Raw genomic sequence first — 20,360 nt, forward strand, 5'->3', positions numbered from 1 at the left:
TAAAAGGAGTTTTTTAAAATGCAGAAAACTAAAATTAACAAAGTATCGCTTTGTTTTGCATTGATTTTTATCTTAATATCAATTAGCGTGATATTATTGTTTTCGCCTAAGTCAAATGTTTTTGGCGCAACACAAGCGGATATAATCAAGATTGATGGCGTAACTATCACTAATCCTGCGCCGTCTTGGACAATCGTAGACAATGCGACAGGCGCATATTACAAAAGCAATATAAATGGAGTTGGCAGTGGTGATACGACATTTTCATTTACTTTTACAGCTACAACGCTTGGAATGTTTAGTATTGACTACAAAGTTTCTAGCGAAAAGAGCTACGACAAATGTTCAATCCAAATCGATGGTATTGGCAATACTACCGTTGTAATTGTCAACGAAGTTTCGGGAGAGATTGACTGGACTACGGTTACCATTCCTGTTGGCGCAGGCGCACATACAGTATCAATTAATTATAAAAAAGATGTTTCTAGCGATGTAGGCGAAGACAGCGTATGTTTTAGAAATGCCAAATATGTCTATGGCGAAAAGACTGTTACAGCGGTTTCGTCTAATCCTGCCTGTGGTACGGTAACCGGGACAAAGACCGCTACCGTTGGCGCTCCCGTTACTTTTACAGCTACCGAGATTAATGGCGGTGTGTTTACGGGTTGGTTTGATAGTTCTGGAAAAATTGTTTCGCAAAGTAAAGAATTTACTTTTAATGTTATAGATACTATTACTTATACTGCGCAATTTGATACGTTAGTAGAAATTACAAAGGAACTCTATACCGACGCTTTTACCTTGCAAAACAAGCAACCTACCGATAAGCTTTGGCTTGTTAAGGGCGCAAAGGGGAATTTCCACTACGAAAGCGATATTGCCGGACAACATAATACTGCTACCGAACTACGTTTTGAGTTTAGCGGAACAGGTTTGATTGCATTTGATTATATGATTTCTTCCGAAAAAAGCTGGGACTTTTTAACAGTCACGCTTGACGGGGTAGAAATATTTAGTTCAAAAGGAAGCGAATGGTTTACTTGGCAGACAATTAATTGTCCTTCTTCAACAACGGGAAATCACGTATTGATATTTCAATATAAAAAAGACGGTAGCGGTTCTAGTGGCGAAGACTGCGTAAAATTAAGAAATCTAAGACTTGTTAGCGGTTCTTCAACTATAACGGCGGTAACTAACGACGCAAATTTGGGTACGGCAACGGGCACGGCAACACAAGCCGTTGGAACGTCGATTACCCTTACCGCAGAGCCTTGTGTGGGTTGCCGTTTTATGTACTGGGAAGATAGCGCAGGCAACCAAGTAAGCGTTGAGAATACTCTTACGGTTGTCGTGATAGAGAACACCACATATACTGCGGTATTTAATAGATATGCGCCTATTAATACTATTACTCTTACTTATGGCTCAAATGCTATTTCCATTACGGATAATTATTCGGTCTCACAAGACTATATAACTGACCGGGAGAGAATGTACACAATACGTATAGCTGATAATGGAAATACCGTAACAGTTACGCATAATGGAAAGCCTGTAACAGTAACCAACGGCGTCTATACTTATAAGGGTAGTCTTCAAACGTCTAACACGATAGTTATTACTATGAGCAAAACCGGTTTTGCCGATAAATCAATAACCATTGTTACAAAAACAGATATTTCCCTAGCTTTATGCCCCGACGGCTCTTTAACAAACATTACTAATGACCCGACAAATCCTTGGAACATTGAAGTTGGAGACGGCGCAACCTATTTAAATAGCGCTATGAAGTTAAACGGCACAACAAATATAATTTCGGCTACTTTTTCAGGCAAGGGCGTACTTGTGTTTGAATATCTAGTTTCTTGCGAAAAAGGTTATGACTGGTTAATAATTGAAGTTGACGGTAAAGAAATTCTTAAAGCGTCAGGTATAGATATCACTACTTGGACGTCTTTCGTTCACTCAATCGAAACCGACGGCGCTCATACATTAAATATAAAGTATAAAAAAGACGGTAGTGGTTCTAGTGGCGAAGACTTAGCAAAGGTTAAGAATTTTTGTTTTGCCAGCGGTATTAAAGCGGTTACCATAGCTTCAAATGACACTGCCTTAGGTACTGTAAATACAAGTGGCGGTAGCTACGAAGCGGGTAAGTTCTTATCTCTTGAAGCTATGCCAACGGGTTCAAATATATTTTTAGGTTGGTATGCTAATGGAACTTTACTTAGCCAAAAATTACAATTTAAGTATAGCGTAGTAAGAAATGAAGCCGTTCAGGCTGTTTTTGCAAAAGTAGAAGGCGACGGAACGCAGGAAGCGCCATATAACTTAACTAATCTAATTGCATCTTTAAACAAAGGGACATTAAATTTAAAGTTATTTTTACCAAGTAAAGTAGCAAATATTTATTTTTCACACGTAGAGGGTATGACGATAAAAATTGGAGCAACCCTTCAAACAGCTGTAAACAATGTCTACACAATACCTCTTACAAGTGAAATTGTAGTAACTGTGGAATGTAATGGAAAGATTGCAAATATTACTTACTTTAACGCAGGTTTGGGAACAGGCGACAATTCTATTACTAATGGCCACGGAGTTATCGACAGTCCGTATATTATTTCTAACTGGGCTCAAATGGATCTAATAAGAACAAACTTAGATAAATTCTTTAAGTTAGGCAACGCTTTAACCGGAATTACCGGAAAAACTGTTACCGTTCCTACGTGGACAAGTATTGGTAACGTAGCAGCAACGCCTTTTACCGGGGGTTTTGACGGCAACGGGTGGACTATTATTATTGAAAAATTTATAAATGGCGCATACAATGGCGGACTATTTGGTTGCGCAGAAAATGCAAGAATTGGCAACTTTACTATAATAGCTACCGCAAAGGATCAAAGCTTTACTTCACTTGGCGCAGTAGTAAGCTATTCAAAGGGCGCAAATTTAATTTACAACGTAGACGCTACCGCTCATTTTAAAGTAACCGGTCACGTTGGCGCTCTAATAGGCTCGGCAGATGCCGGAGCTATCGCTGAGAATTGTACGGCAAGGGGCGAAGTTATGGGAAATGGCAACACCGGCGGACTATGCGGTAACGGCGGAACGTTTAATTCTTGTATTTCTTACGTTGACGTTTCGGGAACCTATCTAGCCGGCGGTTTTGTTGGAGGATATAGCACGACCGGTACATTTAATAATTGTATTATGGCAGGAACAGTCCATATTTCCGGCAGTCACGGCAATAACTACCCTTACTATGGTATTTTTCACGGTTACGGCGCTTGGGTATCATTTTACTTTAATAATACGGCTCAGCGCATAACCGTAACTTATACGGACGTTGCAAATAACCCCGCAACAAGTTATGAACTATACAATACTTGTGACTTAGGTTACAAACTCGAATCAAAAACTAAAAACGCAGACGGATCAACTACCCTCGTCTTTTTAGTTTATGTGGAAAAGAGTACGGCAGATTTGGGTTTACTTAATGAAACAATCGCTAACGGCGTAACCGGTAACTATGGCGGTTATACTATTAGATTTGTTATGCAAGACGGCACTTACAAATATATTGGCACTTATAACAAAGACGCCGTTGCCTTTGAGTCTAACTTTAATGTAGACTTATCAACGCTTACAAGTTACAACAACAACTTTGCGACTATGCAAATAGATACTTCATTGGGCTTAACTGCATATAGCGAGGTTGCAAAAGCAGGCGTAAAGAACTTTAACGCAATTACCGGCAAATTTGAAGTAGCTTCTTATGACGTTTCGGTTTGCGGGTCGGTAATAGTTAATAATTCGCTTGACTTCGAACACCTTTCTTGGATAGTTAACGGCGGTATACCTACGGTATTTGGTAGCGGAGCAAGTTCATATTATTACAACTGTCGTACAGTAGCTACTCTGTCGATTAAACTTAACGCCGACATAGATTTAACTTCTTCTCCTCAATTTTATGGTTTTGGAGTAGGCGAAATGCACCCGTACAGAGGTTGCTTATTCGGTAATTTCCACAGTATTACTGTAAATATTAATAGACCTGACGCTTACTTAGTAGGTATTATCAACCTTTCTAGCGATATGACCTATGACGTCGTAATCTCTAACTTAACCGTTTATGGTAGTATAACTGGCGGTTATAGGGTTGGAATAGTAGGCGGTAACGATAGATATTATCGTTCGGGCGCTACTTCATTTATTAACGTTAAGAATTATGCAAACATAACCGCAAAGGCGCAAGCCGGCGGACTTATAGGTTACTCTAACACCGGTACTTCGCTTGCAATTAAGATTTCTAACTGCGTTAACTACGGTAATGTTAAAACGCTAGGCAATTTTGCAGGCGGATTTGTAGGCGACACCACGACTAACTCAGGTTCTTCTATTACGATTACTAATAGCTCTAACTTTGGTAGTATTGAGGGCAACGCCTATGTCGGCGGATTTGTTGGGTCAACAATAGCAGGTAGAGCCACATTCGCTAAATTTACAAACTGTTCGAATTTTGGAATAGTTAAGGCAAAAACCGAATATGCAGGCGGTTTTATTGGACACACTAGCTTTTTACAACTTGATGGTACTAATACTAACTACGGCTCTGTTTTGGGTAGAAGTTATGTAGGCGGTATTGCGGGTCGTATAAATGCTAATGGCGGACTTAAAAGTTCTGGCGCAACAATTAATCAAGGCAACATCGTAGGCGCAGGGCATAGCGTTGGCGGACTATATGGTTATGTAGCAGAAATAACTTCTTCGGGAATTAGTATAAATCTTGGAGTTGTAAAAGGTGTTTCTCTTGCCGATTATGGCGTTGGCGGTATTGTTGGCACTTTGGTAAAGGGAATAATAACTAACGCTACCAACTACGGCGACGTATACAACACTTCTACGGCAGGTTCGGCAGGCGGTGTTGTCGGCAATATTAGGTCTGACAAAAATACCACAGCCGAGATAACAAATTGCGAAAATCACGGCGTAATTGTCAGCCTTAATGCAAACACCAAGGTAGGACAAATTGTTGGAGGAATTGCAAGACCCACTAACGAAGGCGTCACTGTAACGCTTAATATCACCGAAGTAAATAGAAAAGGAAAAATTGTTGGCATTGAAAACACTGCTACAAAAGGTACCTAACTATGAAGTACAAAGTTCAAAAAGCTACCCCAAACAAAAAAGTCTTGCTAATTATTATGATAGTAATCGCTTCAATTCTTGCCATCACAGCCATTACATTTCTTGTAATTTCACTGGTGGACAATGGAGGTGGCGGTGCGGACCGTTTTATTTATCACACTACGGGAACAATTGATTTTAACGACAATGGTTTACCCGATGTAAAAGTTAAATACGGCGAGATGTCAACTAGCACAGATAATTTAGGTAAGTTTAGCTTTACAGTTTACAGCCAAACAACAATTACCTTTGAGAAGGTCGGCTTTACCTTTGAACCTTCTTCGATTGTAATAAATCAAGAGAATCAAGTTGTAAACGTAAAAGCTAAGCCTAACGGCAATTTAAATAATTATAGCCAAGTTGTTTTAGTCGACTTCGACGGCAACCCAATTAACGTCGATGTAAACTATACTTGCGGTGGTGTTCCTTATACTTTTAGCAAAGGCAACAGCAACGGAGTTAGCACCGAAATTAAAATCGGCGACATTATAATCGTGCCGGATAACGAATTTATCACGGGGGCTAGTTACCGCATTGATAATCTTAGTCAATCTAAAATTATTATAAAGGTAGAGTATAAGAAAACTAATTTAACATTACAAGTGGTCGACAAAAATGGTAACGCATTGAGCAATATTAACGCAATCGTCGGCAAAGATACTCTTACAACCGACAGCGAAGGTAAATTTTATGTCACAGTACTATTCGGTCACATAAATGTTGTAGTAATCGACCCAAACAAAAACTATGGTTTTGCCGAAACATATTCGATTAGTAAGCAAGACAACAATCGTAAAATTGTTGGCGAATATGTCAATAAGGCTGATAAGATTATCCCTGTAACTTACTCATTTGTTGACAATACTGGTAAAGCCGTTACAAATGTATATTTGTATATTAGCCAAAAGATGTTTGACTACCAAGACAGTTCTATCTTTTCAAAATATGAAAAAGTCGGCGAGTTTTACAAATTTGCCATAAACGACAAGCTGATTATTAATGATAAACAAAAGCAGTTTAGTAGCAATGACAATTTTTTAATTGCTTACGCTATTGTCGGCGAATACGGCTATGTTTTTAAAATTTATAATAGCGGAAATGACGGAATTATAGTAGGCGAAAAGGCGACAGTGTTTAAAGGAACAGTTAGCGCTTGCAAAGCCGAAGATAATATTTCAAATGCCAACTTAACCAAGGTATTTATCACAAAGCTAGGCGTTGCTTATGAATGCGTATATGACCAAAATGGCGTCGGTTCTTTTAGTCTAGCCGTTCTTGACAACGATGTTATCTTTAATAACGAGTTCTTATTGCAAAAAGATAATGGTAAGCTGTTACCTCTTGACATTTGGAAGGCAACCAAACCTACCGAATTAGTAGTCTATTTAGCAAAGCGTGTAGAATACAGCGTAGAAGTCAGCTACATTGAAGAGTATATGGCGGTTAGCGAAGGTTCTAGTTTAACTTTAACTAACTCCGTCGGTCAAGCATTTGAATGTATCGTAACGTATAATCCAGATCCAAATAACCACGTGCAAAACACTATAATTAATCTTTATGAAGGCGCAGACCTTAACTTTTTGATTGATAAGTGTTCGGCTGAAAATAAAATAGTGTCGATAGTAGTTGATGAGACTTATCATACAATTAAGATAGTCGTAACTGTTAATTAAGGGAGAATTATTATGAAAAAAACAAATAAAAAGAAAGGCTTTACCCTTGTAGAATTACTAATAGTTATTGTAATTATTGGTATACTTGCAGGAGTGCTTATTCCAACTATGTCCGGAGTAATTAAGCGAGCCCACATTAGCACTGTGACTAGCGCAATAGGCAACCTCAACACCACTCTGGCTACTCTTAGAGTAGAAGGTCTAACGCTAGAAGATATTAGCGAATACGGCGAAGTATCCGCTCCAAAACTTAGAAACGCCCTTATTAAAGAAGAAGCGGTAAACGCAGAACAACTAGATAAATTTAACGTAGCGTATAACAACGGTTATTCGGTATTCTTCGACTCTGCTACATTTACTTTTGTATTAAAGAGCCAAGAAGATATAATTGCAAATAACTCCTACGTTAAAGCTACAAATAATCCTTTTGGTCTACAAACAACTTACGCAGAAACAGTTTCCCAAGACCAAGACTACGCTTTTCCTCAAAACTCAATTATTAAAGGTATGACCTTTATGAACTATCTTAGTAAGGCCGACCGCTCTAATAAGACCGACCCTTTACTTTATAGTTTAAGTATTTTTCAAGACTTTATGGACGGTGTAACCGAGTTTTCAGCAGAAAGTTACCTAGCATCGTTAATGGCTTTAACTAAGGAAAATGCTACCGTAATAGGGTCTGCCGAAAACACTTTGCTCACGCACACTTTATCTCGTTCTTTTATAAATATAGATGCAAATGGACTTAAAAGAGCAGATATGCCAAGAGCGGCGTTACTGAGTTTACTTAATATTTCTAATGTGCCAGTCAATAAACTTCCCGTGCTACCAACCTTACAAGCTATGTTAGACAATGCCGGCGTTGCTAAGGCGTACGTTCTTCCCAGTAACATTTTTGAAGGTTATGACACAGAAGCTTCTCTCGTGCTTACTATCCCCGAAAATATGGTAATTAACGTAGAAGAATTAGCCAAAGTAATAACTGCAACTAATTCTACTACCATTAAGCTAAACGTTACCACCGAAACTAAGACTACGACCCAAACAGGCGGTATAGGAGCAACAGGAACAGTTTCTACCACAACAAACGATATTTTAGTTCAAGTAGCTACGGATACTTCAAAAGTAGTAACCATAACCAACAATATTACTAACGGCGTTATCTCTTGTATGGGTAAAGATTATGCAAGCGGTTCTAAGCTTACAATTCCCGTAGGCTCAAAGAACATCAGTATAATTGTTAAGGGCGCAAACGGTTTCCGTCCCGAATTACTACCTAAAATAGATGGTTTAACACCAATAGCTAACGTTATTCACCAATATGCGGTAGATACTATGAAAGAAGCAAATATAACTATTTCAAGCAATTTTACGGTCAAAGTCATAGATACTTACGCTTTAACTTTAAATGCTAATTTAGGTAAACAATATGTCACTAATATTGAAAAACCTATTAGAGTAGACTCGGGCGACGTTATCTTTAAATTTACAATGTCTAGTATATTTAATATGGAGTGGCTAAACGCTAACGTAAAGATAGCCGGCAACTCGGTAGCTTCAACTGTTTCACAAGCAGGCAATATTTTAACAGTAACTATTAAAAAAGCAGACATAGACACCATCGCAAATACTCTTACCTTAGACCGCAACCGTACCTTAAACTTTGTAATAGAAGTTTACGTAGATGTTAACGTAGCTAACTTAGATGCAATCACTACGGCGATTAACAACGGTTCGCAACCAAGCCTCAACTTGTTATTTAAACTAACTGAGAATTTGACCAACGTAACCGCTTCGATTGGCAATATAGAACACCCCTTTGCAGGTATCTTTGACGGCAATGGCAAAACGATTGCCAATGTTACGCTTACCTCAACATCAAATCATATTGGTTTATTTAGTTATCTTGCTCAATCGGGTGAAATTAAAAATTTAAATGTATCTTCCGCTATAATTAATAATACTACAAAGGGTTCTAGCATCGGCGTAATAGCCGGTTACTCGCTAGGCAAAGTTACTAATTGTAACGTAACGGGAACAATTAAAATTACAGCCGACGTTTCAGTAGATTCAGGCGTTTCTATCGGTTCAATAGTAGGCTCTCAAATAACTACGCCAGAAAACTCAAATAACACCATAACAAATTGCTCTTGTACGGCTACAATAACTATTAATGGAGCAGTAGTAGCTACAACTCCTCTAATAGGAAAGGAAACTAAAAAATCTTAACCTTAATTTCCAAACAATAGCCGTAACTTAATTAATAACTATAATAAATTACTACAACAAAAAGCTATCTAATTTTTTAGATAGCTTTTTGTATTAATTTAAGGTAGATATTTGTTAAATTAAGTTTAAACTACGCAAAACCGCTTTCTTGTCGCACGGCAAAACCGTTAAATGCAAAGCTATTAATAATGATAAAGACGATAATAATAACGATAAATTAGGCGTTGCAAAAGAAAGCAAAAAAGAGTATAATGGACTTATAAACAATACTTTCCCTACATACAAAGAAGGTAAGGGAACACAAGCCAACGAATTATCTACTCGTTGGGCACATAGAGCAGATATTGAACCGGGAGACAGGACGGCGATATCGTTTAATGATAAATGGTATTTGATAGAAAAATTTGACGACTCGGATTTGGGCTATCAAATTGTTGCTTCATTAACAGAAAAACAATATAAAGAATATACGGAGGAACGTTCAAATGGCAATAGACAAGAACAATCCATACAGAAAGGCGTTAGTAGATTTACTTCACTCGATAGACAACGAAATTTCTCTTTCCGAGGGGAATCGAATAATGATATTGCACGTTCTCAACAGCGAGCAGAAAATCAAAAAGTTCGTGGATTGGGTGAAGAAAAACCTCAAAGCGGGCAAACTTCAAGCAACCGAGGCAGAGATAGTGAGAGCGGCAGTTCAAGCAAGCAAGGAGAATTAAAATTTTTTCTTAAAGACAGCAAAGGCAACGCCTTAACCCAAGAACAAGTAGACTTCTTCAAAGACAGCAAGGTTAGAGACGAGTACGATAATTTACAAGTTGTCTATCACGGAACAAACAATAAGTTTTTTACCTTCGAAATGTCCAAAAACAACAAAAGAAATGTTTGGGGAGAAGGCTTTTATTTTGCAAAAGGAAAAGGATTAGCTTATGATTATGGGGAAAATATAATCGAAGCTTATTTGAATATTAAAAATCCATACATTAATGTAAAGTCAAATCTTGGGACAGCTGACTACATTAAAGATAAGTACTTTAATGATATGTGGGAAAGTAGCCGACAACTTGGTATTGATTATATCACAGACAAACTTGAACATAGTCCTATTGACCTTTTGCAATTTATAGCGGAGGAAAACAATAAACAAGTTGCGGATATATTAAATGACTATGGATATGACGGTATAATTGACGGCACGGAAATAGTTGCTTTTGACTCAAACCAAATCAAGCTCACAAGCAATCTTAATCCTACTGAAAGCGTAGATATTCGTTATTCCCTAAAACCGTTTGCCGAGCAGGTCGATGATGTTTTTAGTGGGGCAGACTCTACAAATACGCACCTATGTGTAAGCGAAAACACTCCTGAAATTTTATTGCAAGTAGGATTAGCTGATAAACCAATGCTGATTACGGCAACGCACACAAAAACAGCAATCGGTATTAACGTTTCTAACAAAAATATACACTCAGTTGATAAAACTGTATTTAAGCAGTTGCCAGAACTAATAAAAAATCCTGCTATCATAATGGAATCAATAAAACAGGGTAGTCTTGTTATTTTTGTTAACGCAATGGATTCTTATGGAAATCCTATTATTTGCGTTGTTTTAGTTGATGGTAAAGGAAACTATAACAATATTGAAATTGACGCAAATATTGTAACAAGTGTATATGGCAAAGATACCAACCCTGTTAGATTTATTCAAAAAGCCGTTGACGAGAATAGGATTCTTTATTGGGATAAAAAAATGAGTCAAGGCTTATTCAATACCCCCGGACTCCAATTGCCCGACAACATTGATAAACTTGACTCTAATGTTATTATACGCAAAACAAAGGCAAATGTCAATAGTTTTGATGAAAATGTTCGTTTTTCACTCAAAAACGGTGGCGGAGAGAGTGGGATTCGTAAGGAGCGAGATAACAAAAATTAACTAATTAAGACGATTGACAAAACAAATATATATTTTGTTAAGTTAATTGTAGCGACGGGCTAGCATTTTGGTATTTGCCAAAATGCGTTACCGTTCGTAGCCCACTCTCGTAGCAATACAAAACCACCCAAAAGGCGAACGTCTGCTTGGGTGGTTGCGGTGGCGGAGAGAGTGGGATTCGAACCCACGTGGGAGCAAGCCCCCAAACTGATTTCGAGTCAGCCCCGTTATGACCACTTCGATACCTCTCCGTATTGGTTAATTATTCTTGTTTGCAAAATAAATTAATATCGCTTAATGTTTGTTAATTATTTGTATTTGCAAAATAAATTAATGTCGCTTAATGTTTGTTAATTATTCTCGTTTGCAAAATAAATTAATGTCGCAAAATATTTGTTAATAATTTGTATTTGCTAAATATTTTAGCGAAAATATTAATTTGCTTAAAATGTAATTTAATTTACTAGATATTATCTTATGTGTTTTTGCTCGTTTTGTCAAGAATATTTGTTGCAAAGTAGATAAAAACTGTTAAATATTTATTAATTCGTTAGATTTATATTTATTTAGATAATTATAATTTACTTTGTCATAGGTCTAGTCGTTGCTAATTTTTATAATAAATTTATCGAGCAAAGCGGTGGGGTGGTAGCTTTGTTTTGATTGCCTTAGACCGTCTAACCCCATATCTTCTTCACGGTTTAGATACTTGTAGTTTTGTCCAAAAGTTGTCACAAAACTATGTAACAGCATCTCGCAAACGCCCGAAAAGCTCTTGTCGGCTCTTTCAGTGTGTTCAAACAATGTTTGTCCGTTGCCCTCGCCTAGCGCAAGCCCTACTATTTGCTTATCGGCAAAAAGAACTCCGCCGATTTGATTAAGTTTATTCCAGTTATCGATACAATCAAGCGTGGTTTCTATTTCGTATTGCGATAAACTGCTAGATTGACCGCTTTCAAGCTTTCTTAAAAATATTTCAATTTGTTTTATATCGGTTTGTTCAACGTTTATAAATTGCCAGTTATACAAACTTTTAAATTTTGCAATAAAATTTCGTTTTGCGTGATATTTTTTGCCTGCAAGGTTTGTTAAATCTTCGATATTGTAAAGATAGTCTGCCCAATTATCGTGTTTTGTCGCTTGTCCTAAGTCAAAATAAAACTGCATATCGCTCGCAATCGGCGAAAATGTTATGTCGCCTTTTACGTGTTGTCTAAGCATTTGCAAATGCTTTTGTTTATTTTCGTCCAAGCAAGGAAAATAAGAATTCTCATTTTTGCTATAAATAAACAATAAATCGTCTTCAATAGCGTATAAAAACTTATAATAATCTCGCCACATATATAACGTGCCAATGGTATAGTCGCATAAATTATGCAAATTTAAGATATGTTGCGCAATTTCGCCAACATTTTGACTATTAATTTCTTTAAATATCATAGGTTATAATTCAATTAATTTCCTCTTTTTGTAATAGCATATCACTATGCCTTTTGGTAAAGTCGAACAAATATCGTCGTAGTTACTGCCTATATCGGTTACGTTGTGACTGTCGCTACCTATTGTTACATATTTTCCGCCAAGTTTATGGTAAAGTTCAATAACTTCCATTTGTGGCGAAGGCGGTAAATTCTTACGCATTGTTGACGTGTTAATTTCTAGCGATATGTTATTTTTCACACATTCTTTAAGAATTTGTTCAGTCATAGTTTGGTCATAGCAATATTTGTTTACAAATTTCTTTGGAAAGTCTAAGTGCGCTAGGCTGTCAAACTTGCCTACTTTTGCCATTGCTAGCGTGCGAGAATATTGTTCTTGCCACAGCTGTTCTACGTTAAGTTGCCCTCTTAAATATAGCTCGGTAGGTATATGAACCGACCCTAAAATAAAGTCGTATTCAGTTGCTTTTGTTACTTTTTCAAATAACTCCAAATTTGTGTTGGGCTCGGCATATTCTAGTCCAAAAAGAATTTGCATCTTGCCCTCGTAACGTTTACAAACCTTAGCGTAATCTTTTTTGCGATTAACAAAGTCAAAGTTACGGTAAGTTTCAAACGGACCATAAACGTCGATATGGTCGGTAAAGCAAATTATATCTATACTGTTATCGATGGCGCATTGACAATTTCTTTCAAATGTCGAGTCCGCCTTAGCGTCGGGAGAATAGTTTGTGTGAACGTGCAAATCTGTTTTCATAGTACGATTAGTTTAACACTTTGCAGGGTAAATTGTCAATTTTAACTTGTAATGTTGTTAAAAATTATTATAAATAAAAAGTTTACAACTTATAAAAAGTAAATTTTACAATATTTTTAAATGTTTTTAGCCTTAGAAATAATAGCTATTTTATATAGTTATATGTAACAAAATACTTATAGTACTCAAATATTGTATAATTTTAGCAAAAGTTGTCACTTTTTTTAATAAAAGCATTGCAATTTATTCTAACGTGTTGTAACATAAGTGTATAAATTACACAAATATAAGGGGTAGGGGTTTTGACATCATTAAATATCATTTTAATAATATTTTTAGTTGCCGTTATCACAGATATTGTGTTATGGTTCTTTAAGTATTCTTCATTTTGTAATGTCGAAGATAATTCAATTTCGTCAATCCAAAAATACCCCCCCCCACAAACATACAAAGGTTTTTCTAGCACATTCTTATTACTTGTAGTTGTTTGTTTAATCTCTATTTTTGTTTCAATTAGCTATGTAGAAATTTCTAGCTTTGTCAAGTCATATTTAACCGAGACTCAAATTCAATTTGTTAAAGATTTTATCGCTAGCGCAACTAACGGTAGCGGTTTTGCAATATTTTTCCAAACCGTCGTATCCCAAATATTGCTACTATGCGGTCTTAACTTAGCCGTTTGTTTTGTTGTTAAATTTAACACTATTTGCAAAAATGTTATATTTAAACTAAATAGTATATTTAAAAAATGCAAACCTCGTCTACTACAAATTTTATATCTATATCTTAATCTTCAATTCAGTCGTTTTAACCAATAGACCCTAACTCTATTTCAATTTAACCTTTACCTAGCTTAGAATTTTAAATTTAAAATTCTATTCTTGCTATTGTAATTTAAACGGTCTAGCAACGCTAGACATTAAAAACAAATTAACTAAAAAAATATAAGGAGTAGCGCAAATGAAACCAAAACTAATCCAAACCCTTGTTTGCCTTGTCTTATCTACAATAATGTTATTCACTGCGTTTGCCGGTATTCTACCCGACACCGTCAACGCTATTAAGACCGCAATCAATCTAATCAAAGAAACTACGTCGGCTTCGGCAAATCCGCCTGCTAGCCTTGACGATATCGACACGTCTAGGCTGCCTAGACCTAAGCCGGGTGAGGCTACAAGCTCAGGCAATATTCAAGTCGATTTGCTTAGCAAAGATTCAATGAGTCCAGATATTACTATTACCAACGATACGTATTATCCTTGGATAGTAGACGGCTCTTACAACGGAAACGTTGCCTATAAATCAACAATGAAGACAAACGCTCTGTCTTCTGCAATTACCTTTAAGTTTACAAGTAGTCAAGACGGCGCTTTATATTTTGACAATAAAATAGCGTCTGGCGAGCATGGAGATTACTTAAAAATAATGTTAAACGGCGTAGAAGCGAAAATTTCAGGGTATTTTAACAATAAACAAGATTGGAAGACCAGTTATATTCCATTCAAGGCAAGTAGCGCTGAGCAAACTATACACATTATATATGCAAAAGATAGCGTAGATGGCAATTTCACGCCTCCAAACCCAAACGAAATATGGATTGCAAACGTCGGGTTAGCATTTGGACAAGCTACGATAACTTTGCAAACAAATCAAATGGATAATTCCAATTTTACTGTTAGTTCAGTAGTATTAGGAAATGCCCCCGGCGCTGTTGTTGCTTCAAATAAAGTAACCGCAACCGTACCATTTGGCACTAAGTTTTTTGCAGATTACGATAATAAAGATTCGGCAAAATATAAAAGCGCAGGTTGGTATGATGAAAGTGGTAACAAGATAGCCAATGGTAGTAGCTATATTACTGCTACAAAAACTGCTACCTATACGTTTCGGTTTGAAAAATATGTTGAAATTGACCCAATAGGTTTGACTTATAAATCAGGTTCAAAGGTAGAATCTATTATTAAAAACGAAACAACATTAATTATCAACGCTGACGAAAACAAAGATTTTTCGCTTGATTTGTCCCCCAATATCGCAAGGGGCAATACGGTAAAAATTTTACATAATAATGTTGAGAAGACTATTACCAACGGGAAATATACCTTTCCTTCTCTGCTTAGCGGTAATGACGAAATAGTAGTAACAATCTCGAAAACAGGTTTCTATGAAAAAACCATTAAGATTACTCTGCAATCAAGCCTTGTATCTTTTTTAAGCAAATCGCTTGGTGTTGGCGTTGCCGTAGATCATAAAAATACGCCTCCTTGGATAATCAAGCAAATAGAAGGAAAATTTGCTTTAAAAAGTAACTATATAGAGGGCGGTGGCGACAAGACTATATGTTCTATCGCGTTTACTGCTCAAACAGACGGCGTACTTTCATTTTTATATAAATCAAAACAAGATTATGGTTCTATGTGTTCTGCAACGATTAATAATGCCCCAATAGCAATAAACGGAAATAACGTTTGGACAAGCGTCTCAATCCCGGTTACCAAAGGCGAGAAATATACATTAGAATTTACTTCTGAAATTTACAGCTGGTATTCGCCGGATTTTTACATAATAGATTTAATTATTCTTCCCACAAGCGAGTATCCGGATATATCATTGCAATATCAAGACGGCGACAATGGCGCGCTAAGTAACGCCAACAAAATATTGTCAAACGGCGTTGACCAGAATTTTGCCTCGCTTGTTCATGACGGTGTGAATAATTCAACAAGAAAATATATCTTTAATTTAACCAATACAATCTCTGGATATTCTTATTACGCCTTAGTCAATGGAAAACGTATCGACGCCACAAACAATACAATTACTATCGAGAATATTGACGGCAAATCAACCGTAGATATCTATGTGGTCAAGGCAGGCGCGCCTGTTAAAGTAGTTAGTTATGTTATAGATTATACTTGCGACGACATTAGTGAAATCATCAATGTAAATGACGTAGATAAGTTTACTTCTATTGTAAACGATCCCACTAACCCTTGGGGACTTGACTCGGCTAAGTCGGCAGAACGTGGTAATAAGGTATTTAAGAGCAATACACAATATCTTGCAGGAACAGAAACTTCAATTAGCTTTAACGTTACCGCTCCTAGCGACGGAATGTATACGCTGGATATTGATTTTTTAGTTTCGAGTTTATATAGTGACGCTAGCTACGAATCTTGGTATGTAACCATTGACGGCGTATACGTAACGGGTGGCGACGATCGTACTTGGGGAGACTCTAATGCAGAGTGGGAGACTATGTCTTTAAGACTTATACCCGGTACTAACGTAGTTAAAATAACATTTTATAGATATGAACGTACTCCTAATGATGGCATTTCTACCCTTTGGCTATCAAATTTGCGTATAAGAGAGTATAAATATCCCACTGAGATAAAAGTAACCCGAGAAGAAGGCGCAGTTATAGAAGAATTTCCATCTTTGATAAAGGGCGGAGCTGTTCAAAAGCTCGATACTACTGTCTATCCGCTCAAACCCGAGTTTATAGCTAACTTAAATAAAGACTATGTAATCTCTGTCAGCGGACTACTTACTGGCAACAGAATCTATGCGGTATGCGGTGGAGCGACTTACTATGCGAAAGGCGATATTATTACTATACCAAGCAAAGCCGTTAATGGCAATATCTATATTTGGTACGAACTAAGTAAAGATAATGTTTGGTATGTTACGTATATACCAATAACAGTTAGCTACTCCTTGTCGGCGTTGATAACAGATGGTACGCCCGTAACCGTTACTGCCGACCCTATGGTAGAAGAAACATTTTTCGGCAAAAAGGAAGCGATACAGAGTATCCAATATGAGCCTACCGATACCGCAATACAGGGTTACCCTGTCTATACTTTAAACAATGATGCAAATCGCCCTGACTCGCCGTATACAGCGGCTATTAGGATACATATTGACTACACTTTTGACACCGATACCTTGTTTTCTTTATGGGCAATGCAAAATTATCAGATAAAAGAATATCCGTATGGTGGTAAGAATTATTTCGGAACGCTTAATTTGTTAATAGATGACAAGTTCCATAGCGATATTACAGAAACGGTAGTAGCTGATAAAACTAAGTGGAAGCAACACTTTGCCGTATTGCCAAGCGGACAGCATAGGCTAACAATAGAATTTAGTATAACTTACGTGGGTAGTATATCTAGCAATTGTAATAACCTTAAACTGGGTAATTTACAGTTTACTCCTATTCCTACAACCGGCAATGGTAGTGAGGTTACTCCGTTTAAAACTGTTGGCGTAGACACAATACTTGCAAAGGGCATTAATTATTTACAAAATATTAATATGCCTGCTAATACAGAAGAAGTATTTTTGCAATATGTAAATAAAGACAACGCTAACATCGTAACAGGAGTCACTGCTACTGCTCCCGTTATTGCTGTTGTTACTAATGGAATAATAAAAGTTTCTAACGTACAGCAAACCACTACGGTTACTGTAACTACTACGGCAAACAAAGAATTTACTGTTAAATTAAATAAAGCTGGCTTTGCAGACAAGACTATAACTGGTTCTGGTTCAAAGGCAGACCCATATATAATTAGCACGGCAGAACATTTAACCTTACTTAACGCAAATAACACCTCGTATTTTAAATTTAAGACAGCAAACGCTACCGTTACTCTGCCAGGCAATTGGACGCCTATTGGCAATGAAGCATTGTCTTTTTCAGGCGGATTAGATGGCAATGGCGTAACAATTAACGGGCTAAGTATTACAAGCGGTAATAACGTTGGCTTGTTTGGTTATGTTCGTAACGCTACAATACAGAATATTACATTAAACGCAACCGTTAAAGGTAGCGGGAATGTCGGCGCTCTTGTTGGCAATGCTCTTTTTGACACAAATATTATAAATTGTAGAGTCAACGCAACTGTTAGCGGAGCAAACAACGTTGGCGGTATTATAGGCTTCGCAAAAGAGAAAATTAATATAACCAACTGTTCTTTTACCGGTAGCGTATCCGGCGCATCAACCATTGGCGGTCTTGTAGGTCTATCGAATGTGGGCGGACTTACCGCTACTAATTGTACTGTCGGCAAAGACCCTGCGACACTTGGAAACGATGCTCAAACAAGAATAATAGGTACTAACTCAAACATCGGCGGTCTTTCTGGCAACGGCGGTGATTATGTAAGTTGTACTACTTACGCTGATGTTGTTGGCAAATATGTTGTCGGCGGTTTAGTCGGCGGTTATGATAATAATTCAAAATTTGACAATACATATATGGCAGGTTCGGTTGCTATTGAGGGCGACCACGCAAACAACTATCCATATTTTGGTTCTCTTACAGGTTATGGCGCTTGGGTTACGTATACCTTAAATGATTCGGGTATGTTAGTCACCCTAAAATATGCTTCAAGCGTTGCAGTATCTGCCATTGACATTTTTAACCACGACGACGCTCTTGAAGTTGTAACGGGATTAGTCGCAGGCTCAACAAGCGGTACGGTTAAATACAAAATAAAGTTTAAGAAAATTAACGCAGCTATTGACCTGCTAAGCGAAACTTTGGCAAACGGCATACCCGGCAACTATGGCGGAGTGACAATTAGATTTACTATGGCGGACGGTACTTATAAGTATACAAGCACGCTTGACCGAGCCGAGTTAAAATTTAAGACTAATTTCGACCTTAACCTTGACAACCTTACTAGCTATAAAGACAATTTTAGTACTATTGAGATTGACAAATCAATCGGCACTCGCTCTCACTATACCGAGACTGTCAATAACCAAGCTATATCTATTTTTGGTACGGCTCTTATAGATAATGCAAATGACTTCGAACACCTCTCTTGGATAGTTAATGGCGCTATACCTACTACGTTTGCCGGCGGACTTTATTATAACTGTCGTTCGGTTGTAACTATTTCTATTAAATTAACAAACGACATCAATCTTACGGCGGATAGAATAGTTGGTGAAAAATGTTTAAATAGAGTAGGCGGTAACAAAACAGGAGATAAGTTAAATCAATTTACCGGCTTTGCTACAAGCGAAATGAACCCGTATAGAGGCAGTATATATGGTAACAACCACAGTATTACTGTAAATATGGACTTTCCAAATGCCTATCTATTAGGTATTATCAACCTTTCTAGCGATAAGGACTATGACAATGTAATTTCTAACTTAACCGTATACGGAACAATTAATGGCGGTTATAGGGTTGGAATAGTAGGCAGTAACGATAGATACTGGCGTTCTGGTTGCGCTTCATTTATTAACGTTAAGAATTACGCAACAATAACTGCAAAGGGACAAGCCGGCGGACTTATAGGTTACTCTAACACCGGTACTTCGCTTGCAATTAAGATTTCTAACTGCGTTAACTACGGCAGCGTTACGCTTAGAGGCAATGGTACTCGTGTAGGCGGATTTGTAGGCGACACCACGACTAACGTTGGCTCTTCTGTTGAGATTGCTAACAGCTCTAACTTTGGCACAATTAGGGGATTTGGGACTGTTGGCGGTTTAGTAGGCTCTAACAAGGCGAACTGCTTTGTGGCTATTACAAACTGTTCTAACTTTGGCGACATAATTTCAACCACTACTAATATTGGCGGTTTTGTTGGCACAGTTGGCGAATTACGCCTTGAAGGAAATAACAAAAACTACGGTTGTGTTAGCGGAGGCAGTTACGTTGGCGGAATAGCCGGTAATGTTGCTATTTTAAAGAGTCTTGCTACTACCATTAACTATGGTAACGTTATAGGTAGTGGTTCTAACGTTGGCGGTCTTTATGGCGTAGTAGCAGAGCTAACTCAAACAGGCACAGATATTAATCTAGGCTATGTTGCGGGGACTTCAACAGCTACTAACGGCGTAGGTGGTATTGTCGGCTCTTTAACAAGCGGAACAATAACTAACGCAATTAACTATGGCGACGTTTTAGATAAGGCGGCAACTATTGCAGGAGCAATGACTGGCGGTATCGTAGGCTATACGTCAACCGCTACAATTAATAACTGCTTTAACTATGGTAAAATTATAGGCGTAGCTCCAAAGCAAATTCTCGGCGGCGTAACCCAACCGACAGGCAACAATGAGTCGGGTACTGTCGTAATTAAACAATAAGGGAGAATTAT

The 20,360-nt window shown here is 37.4% G+C and carries 8 protein-coding genes and 1 tRNA gene; 6 read left to right on the forward strand and 3 right to left on the reverse strand.

The features are described 5' to 3' along the window. The first annotated feature begins 18 nt into the window (after window positions 1-18). The 4 genes from RR062_05240 to RR062_05255 all read left to right on the forward strand — a co-directional run bounded on the left by RR062_05240 (window position 19) and on the right by RR062_05255 (window position 11,031). On the forward strand, window positions 19-5,151 hold the full coding sequence (locus tag RR062_05240; protein MEG2027112.1) for a hypothetical protein: 5,133 nt from the start codon (window positions 19-21) through the stop codon (window positions 5,149-5,151). Between the two features lie 2 nt (window positions 5,152-5,153). After that, the gene (locus RR062_05245; protein ID MEG2027113.1) at window positions 5,154-6,863 is read left to right on the forward strand and encodes a hypothetical protein; all 1,710 of its coding nucleotides are present in this window, start codon (window positions 5,154-5,156) and stop codon (window positions 6,861-6,863) included. A 12-nt stretch (window positions 6,864-6,875) separates the two neighbouring features. Then, window positions 6,876-9,092: a prepilin-type N-terminal cleavage/methylation domain-containing protein gene (locus RR062_05250; GenBank protein ID MEG2027114.1), complete on the forward strand. Its 2,217-nt coding sequence runs from the start codon at window positions 6,876-6,878 to the stop codon at window positions 9,090-9,092. A 148-nt stretch (window positions 9,093-9,240) separates the two neighbouring features. Then, window positions 9,241-11,031, forward strand: coding sequence for a hypothetical protein (locus tag RR062_05255; GenBank protein MEG2027115.1), 1,791 nt, complete (start codon window positions 9,241-9,243; stop codon window positions 11,029-11,031). A 160-nt stretch (window positions 11,032-11,191) separates the two neighbouring features. Here RR062_05255 and RR062_05260 read toward each other — a convergent pair. From RR062_05260 to RR062_05270, 3 genes are all read right to left on the reverse strand, one after another. Further along, window positions 11,192-11,282: transfer RNA gene (locus RR062_05260), tRNA-Ser, on the reverse strand. A 346-nt stretch (window positions 11,283-11,628) separates the two neighbouring features. Next, window positions 11,629-12,471, reverse strand: coding sequence for a phosphatidylglycerol lysyltransferase domain-containing protein (locus RR062_05265; GenBank protein MEG2027116.1), 843 nt, complete (start codon window positions 12,469-12,471; stop codon window positions 11,629-11,631). A gap of 3 nt (window positions 12,472-12,474) precedes the next feature. After that, window positions 12,475-13,227, reverse strand: a complete 753-nt coding sequence (locus RR062_05270) for a histidinol-phosphatase HisJ family protein (protein ID MEG2027117.1) — start codon at window positions 13,225-13,227, stop codon at window positions 12,475-12,477. Window positions 13,228-13,529: 302 nt separating this feature from the next. On the opposite strand from RR062_05270, the gene RR062_05275 reads away from it, so the two are divergent. Then, the gene (locus RR062_05275; protein ID MEG2027118.1) at window positions 13,530-14,045 is read left to right on the forward strand and encodes a hypothetical protein; all 516 of its coding nucleotides are present in this window, start codon (window positions 13,530-13,532) and stop codon (window positions 14,043-14,045) included. A 142-nt stretch (window positions 14,046-14,187) separates the two neighbouring features. Beyond that, the gene (locus RR062_05280) at window positions 14,188-20,349 is read left to right on the forward strand and encodes a hypothetical protein (protein ID MEG2027119.1); all 6,162 of its coding nucleotides are present in this window, start codon (window positions 14,188-14,190) and stop codon (window positions 20,347-20,349) included. Window positions 20,350-20,360 lie beyond the last annotated feature (11 nt).

The organism is Clostridia bacterium, assembly GCA_036654455.1.
Lineage (GTDB): Bacteria > Bacillota > Clostridia > Christensenellales > CAG-314 > JAVVRZ01.

What these genes read in the sequence shown, in the direction of transcription:
- RR062_05240 (MEG2027112.1), top strand. Translation starts at nt 19, where the DNA reads ATGCAGAAAACTAAAATTAACAAAGTATCGCTTTGTTTTGCATTGATT.
- RR062_05245 (MEG2027113.1), top strand. Translation starts at nt 5,154, where the DNA reads ATGAAGTACAAAGTTCAAAAAGCTACCCCAAACAAAAAAGTCTTGCTA.
- RR062_05250 (MEG2027114.1), top strand. Translation starts at nt 6,876, where the DNA reads ATGAAAAAAACAAATAAAAAGAAAGGCTTTACCCTTGTAGAATTACTA.
- RR062_05265 (MEG2027116.1), bottom strand. Translation starts at nt 12,471, where the DNA reads ATGATATTTAAAGAAATTAATAGTCAAAATGTTGGCGAAATTGCGCAA.
- RR062_05270 (MEG2027117.1), bottom strand. Translation starts at nt 13,227, where the DNA reads ATGAAAACAGATTTGCACGTTCACACAAACTATTCTCCCGACGCTAAG.
- RR062_05280 (MEG2027119.1), top strand. Translation starts at nt 14,188, where the DNA reads ATGAAACCAAAACTAATCCAAACCCTTGTTTGCCTTGTCTTATCTACA.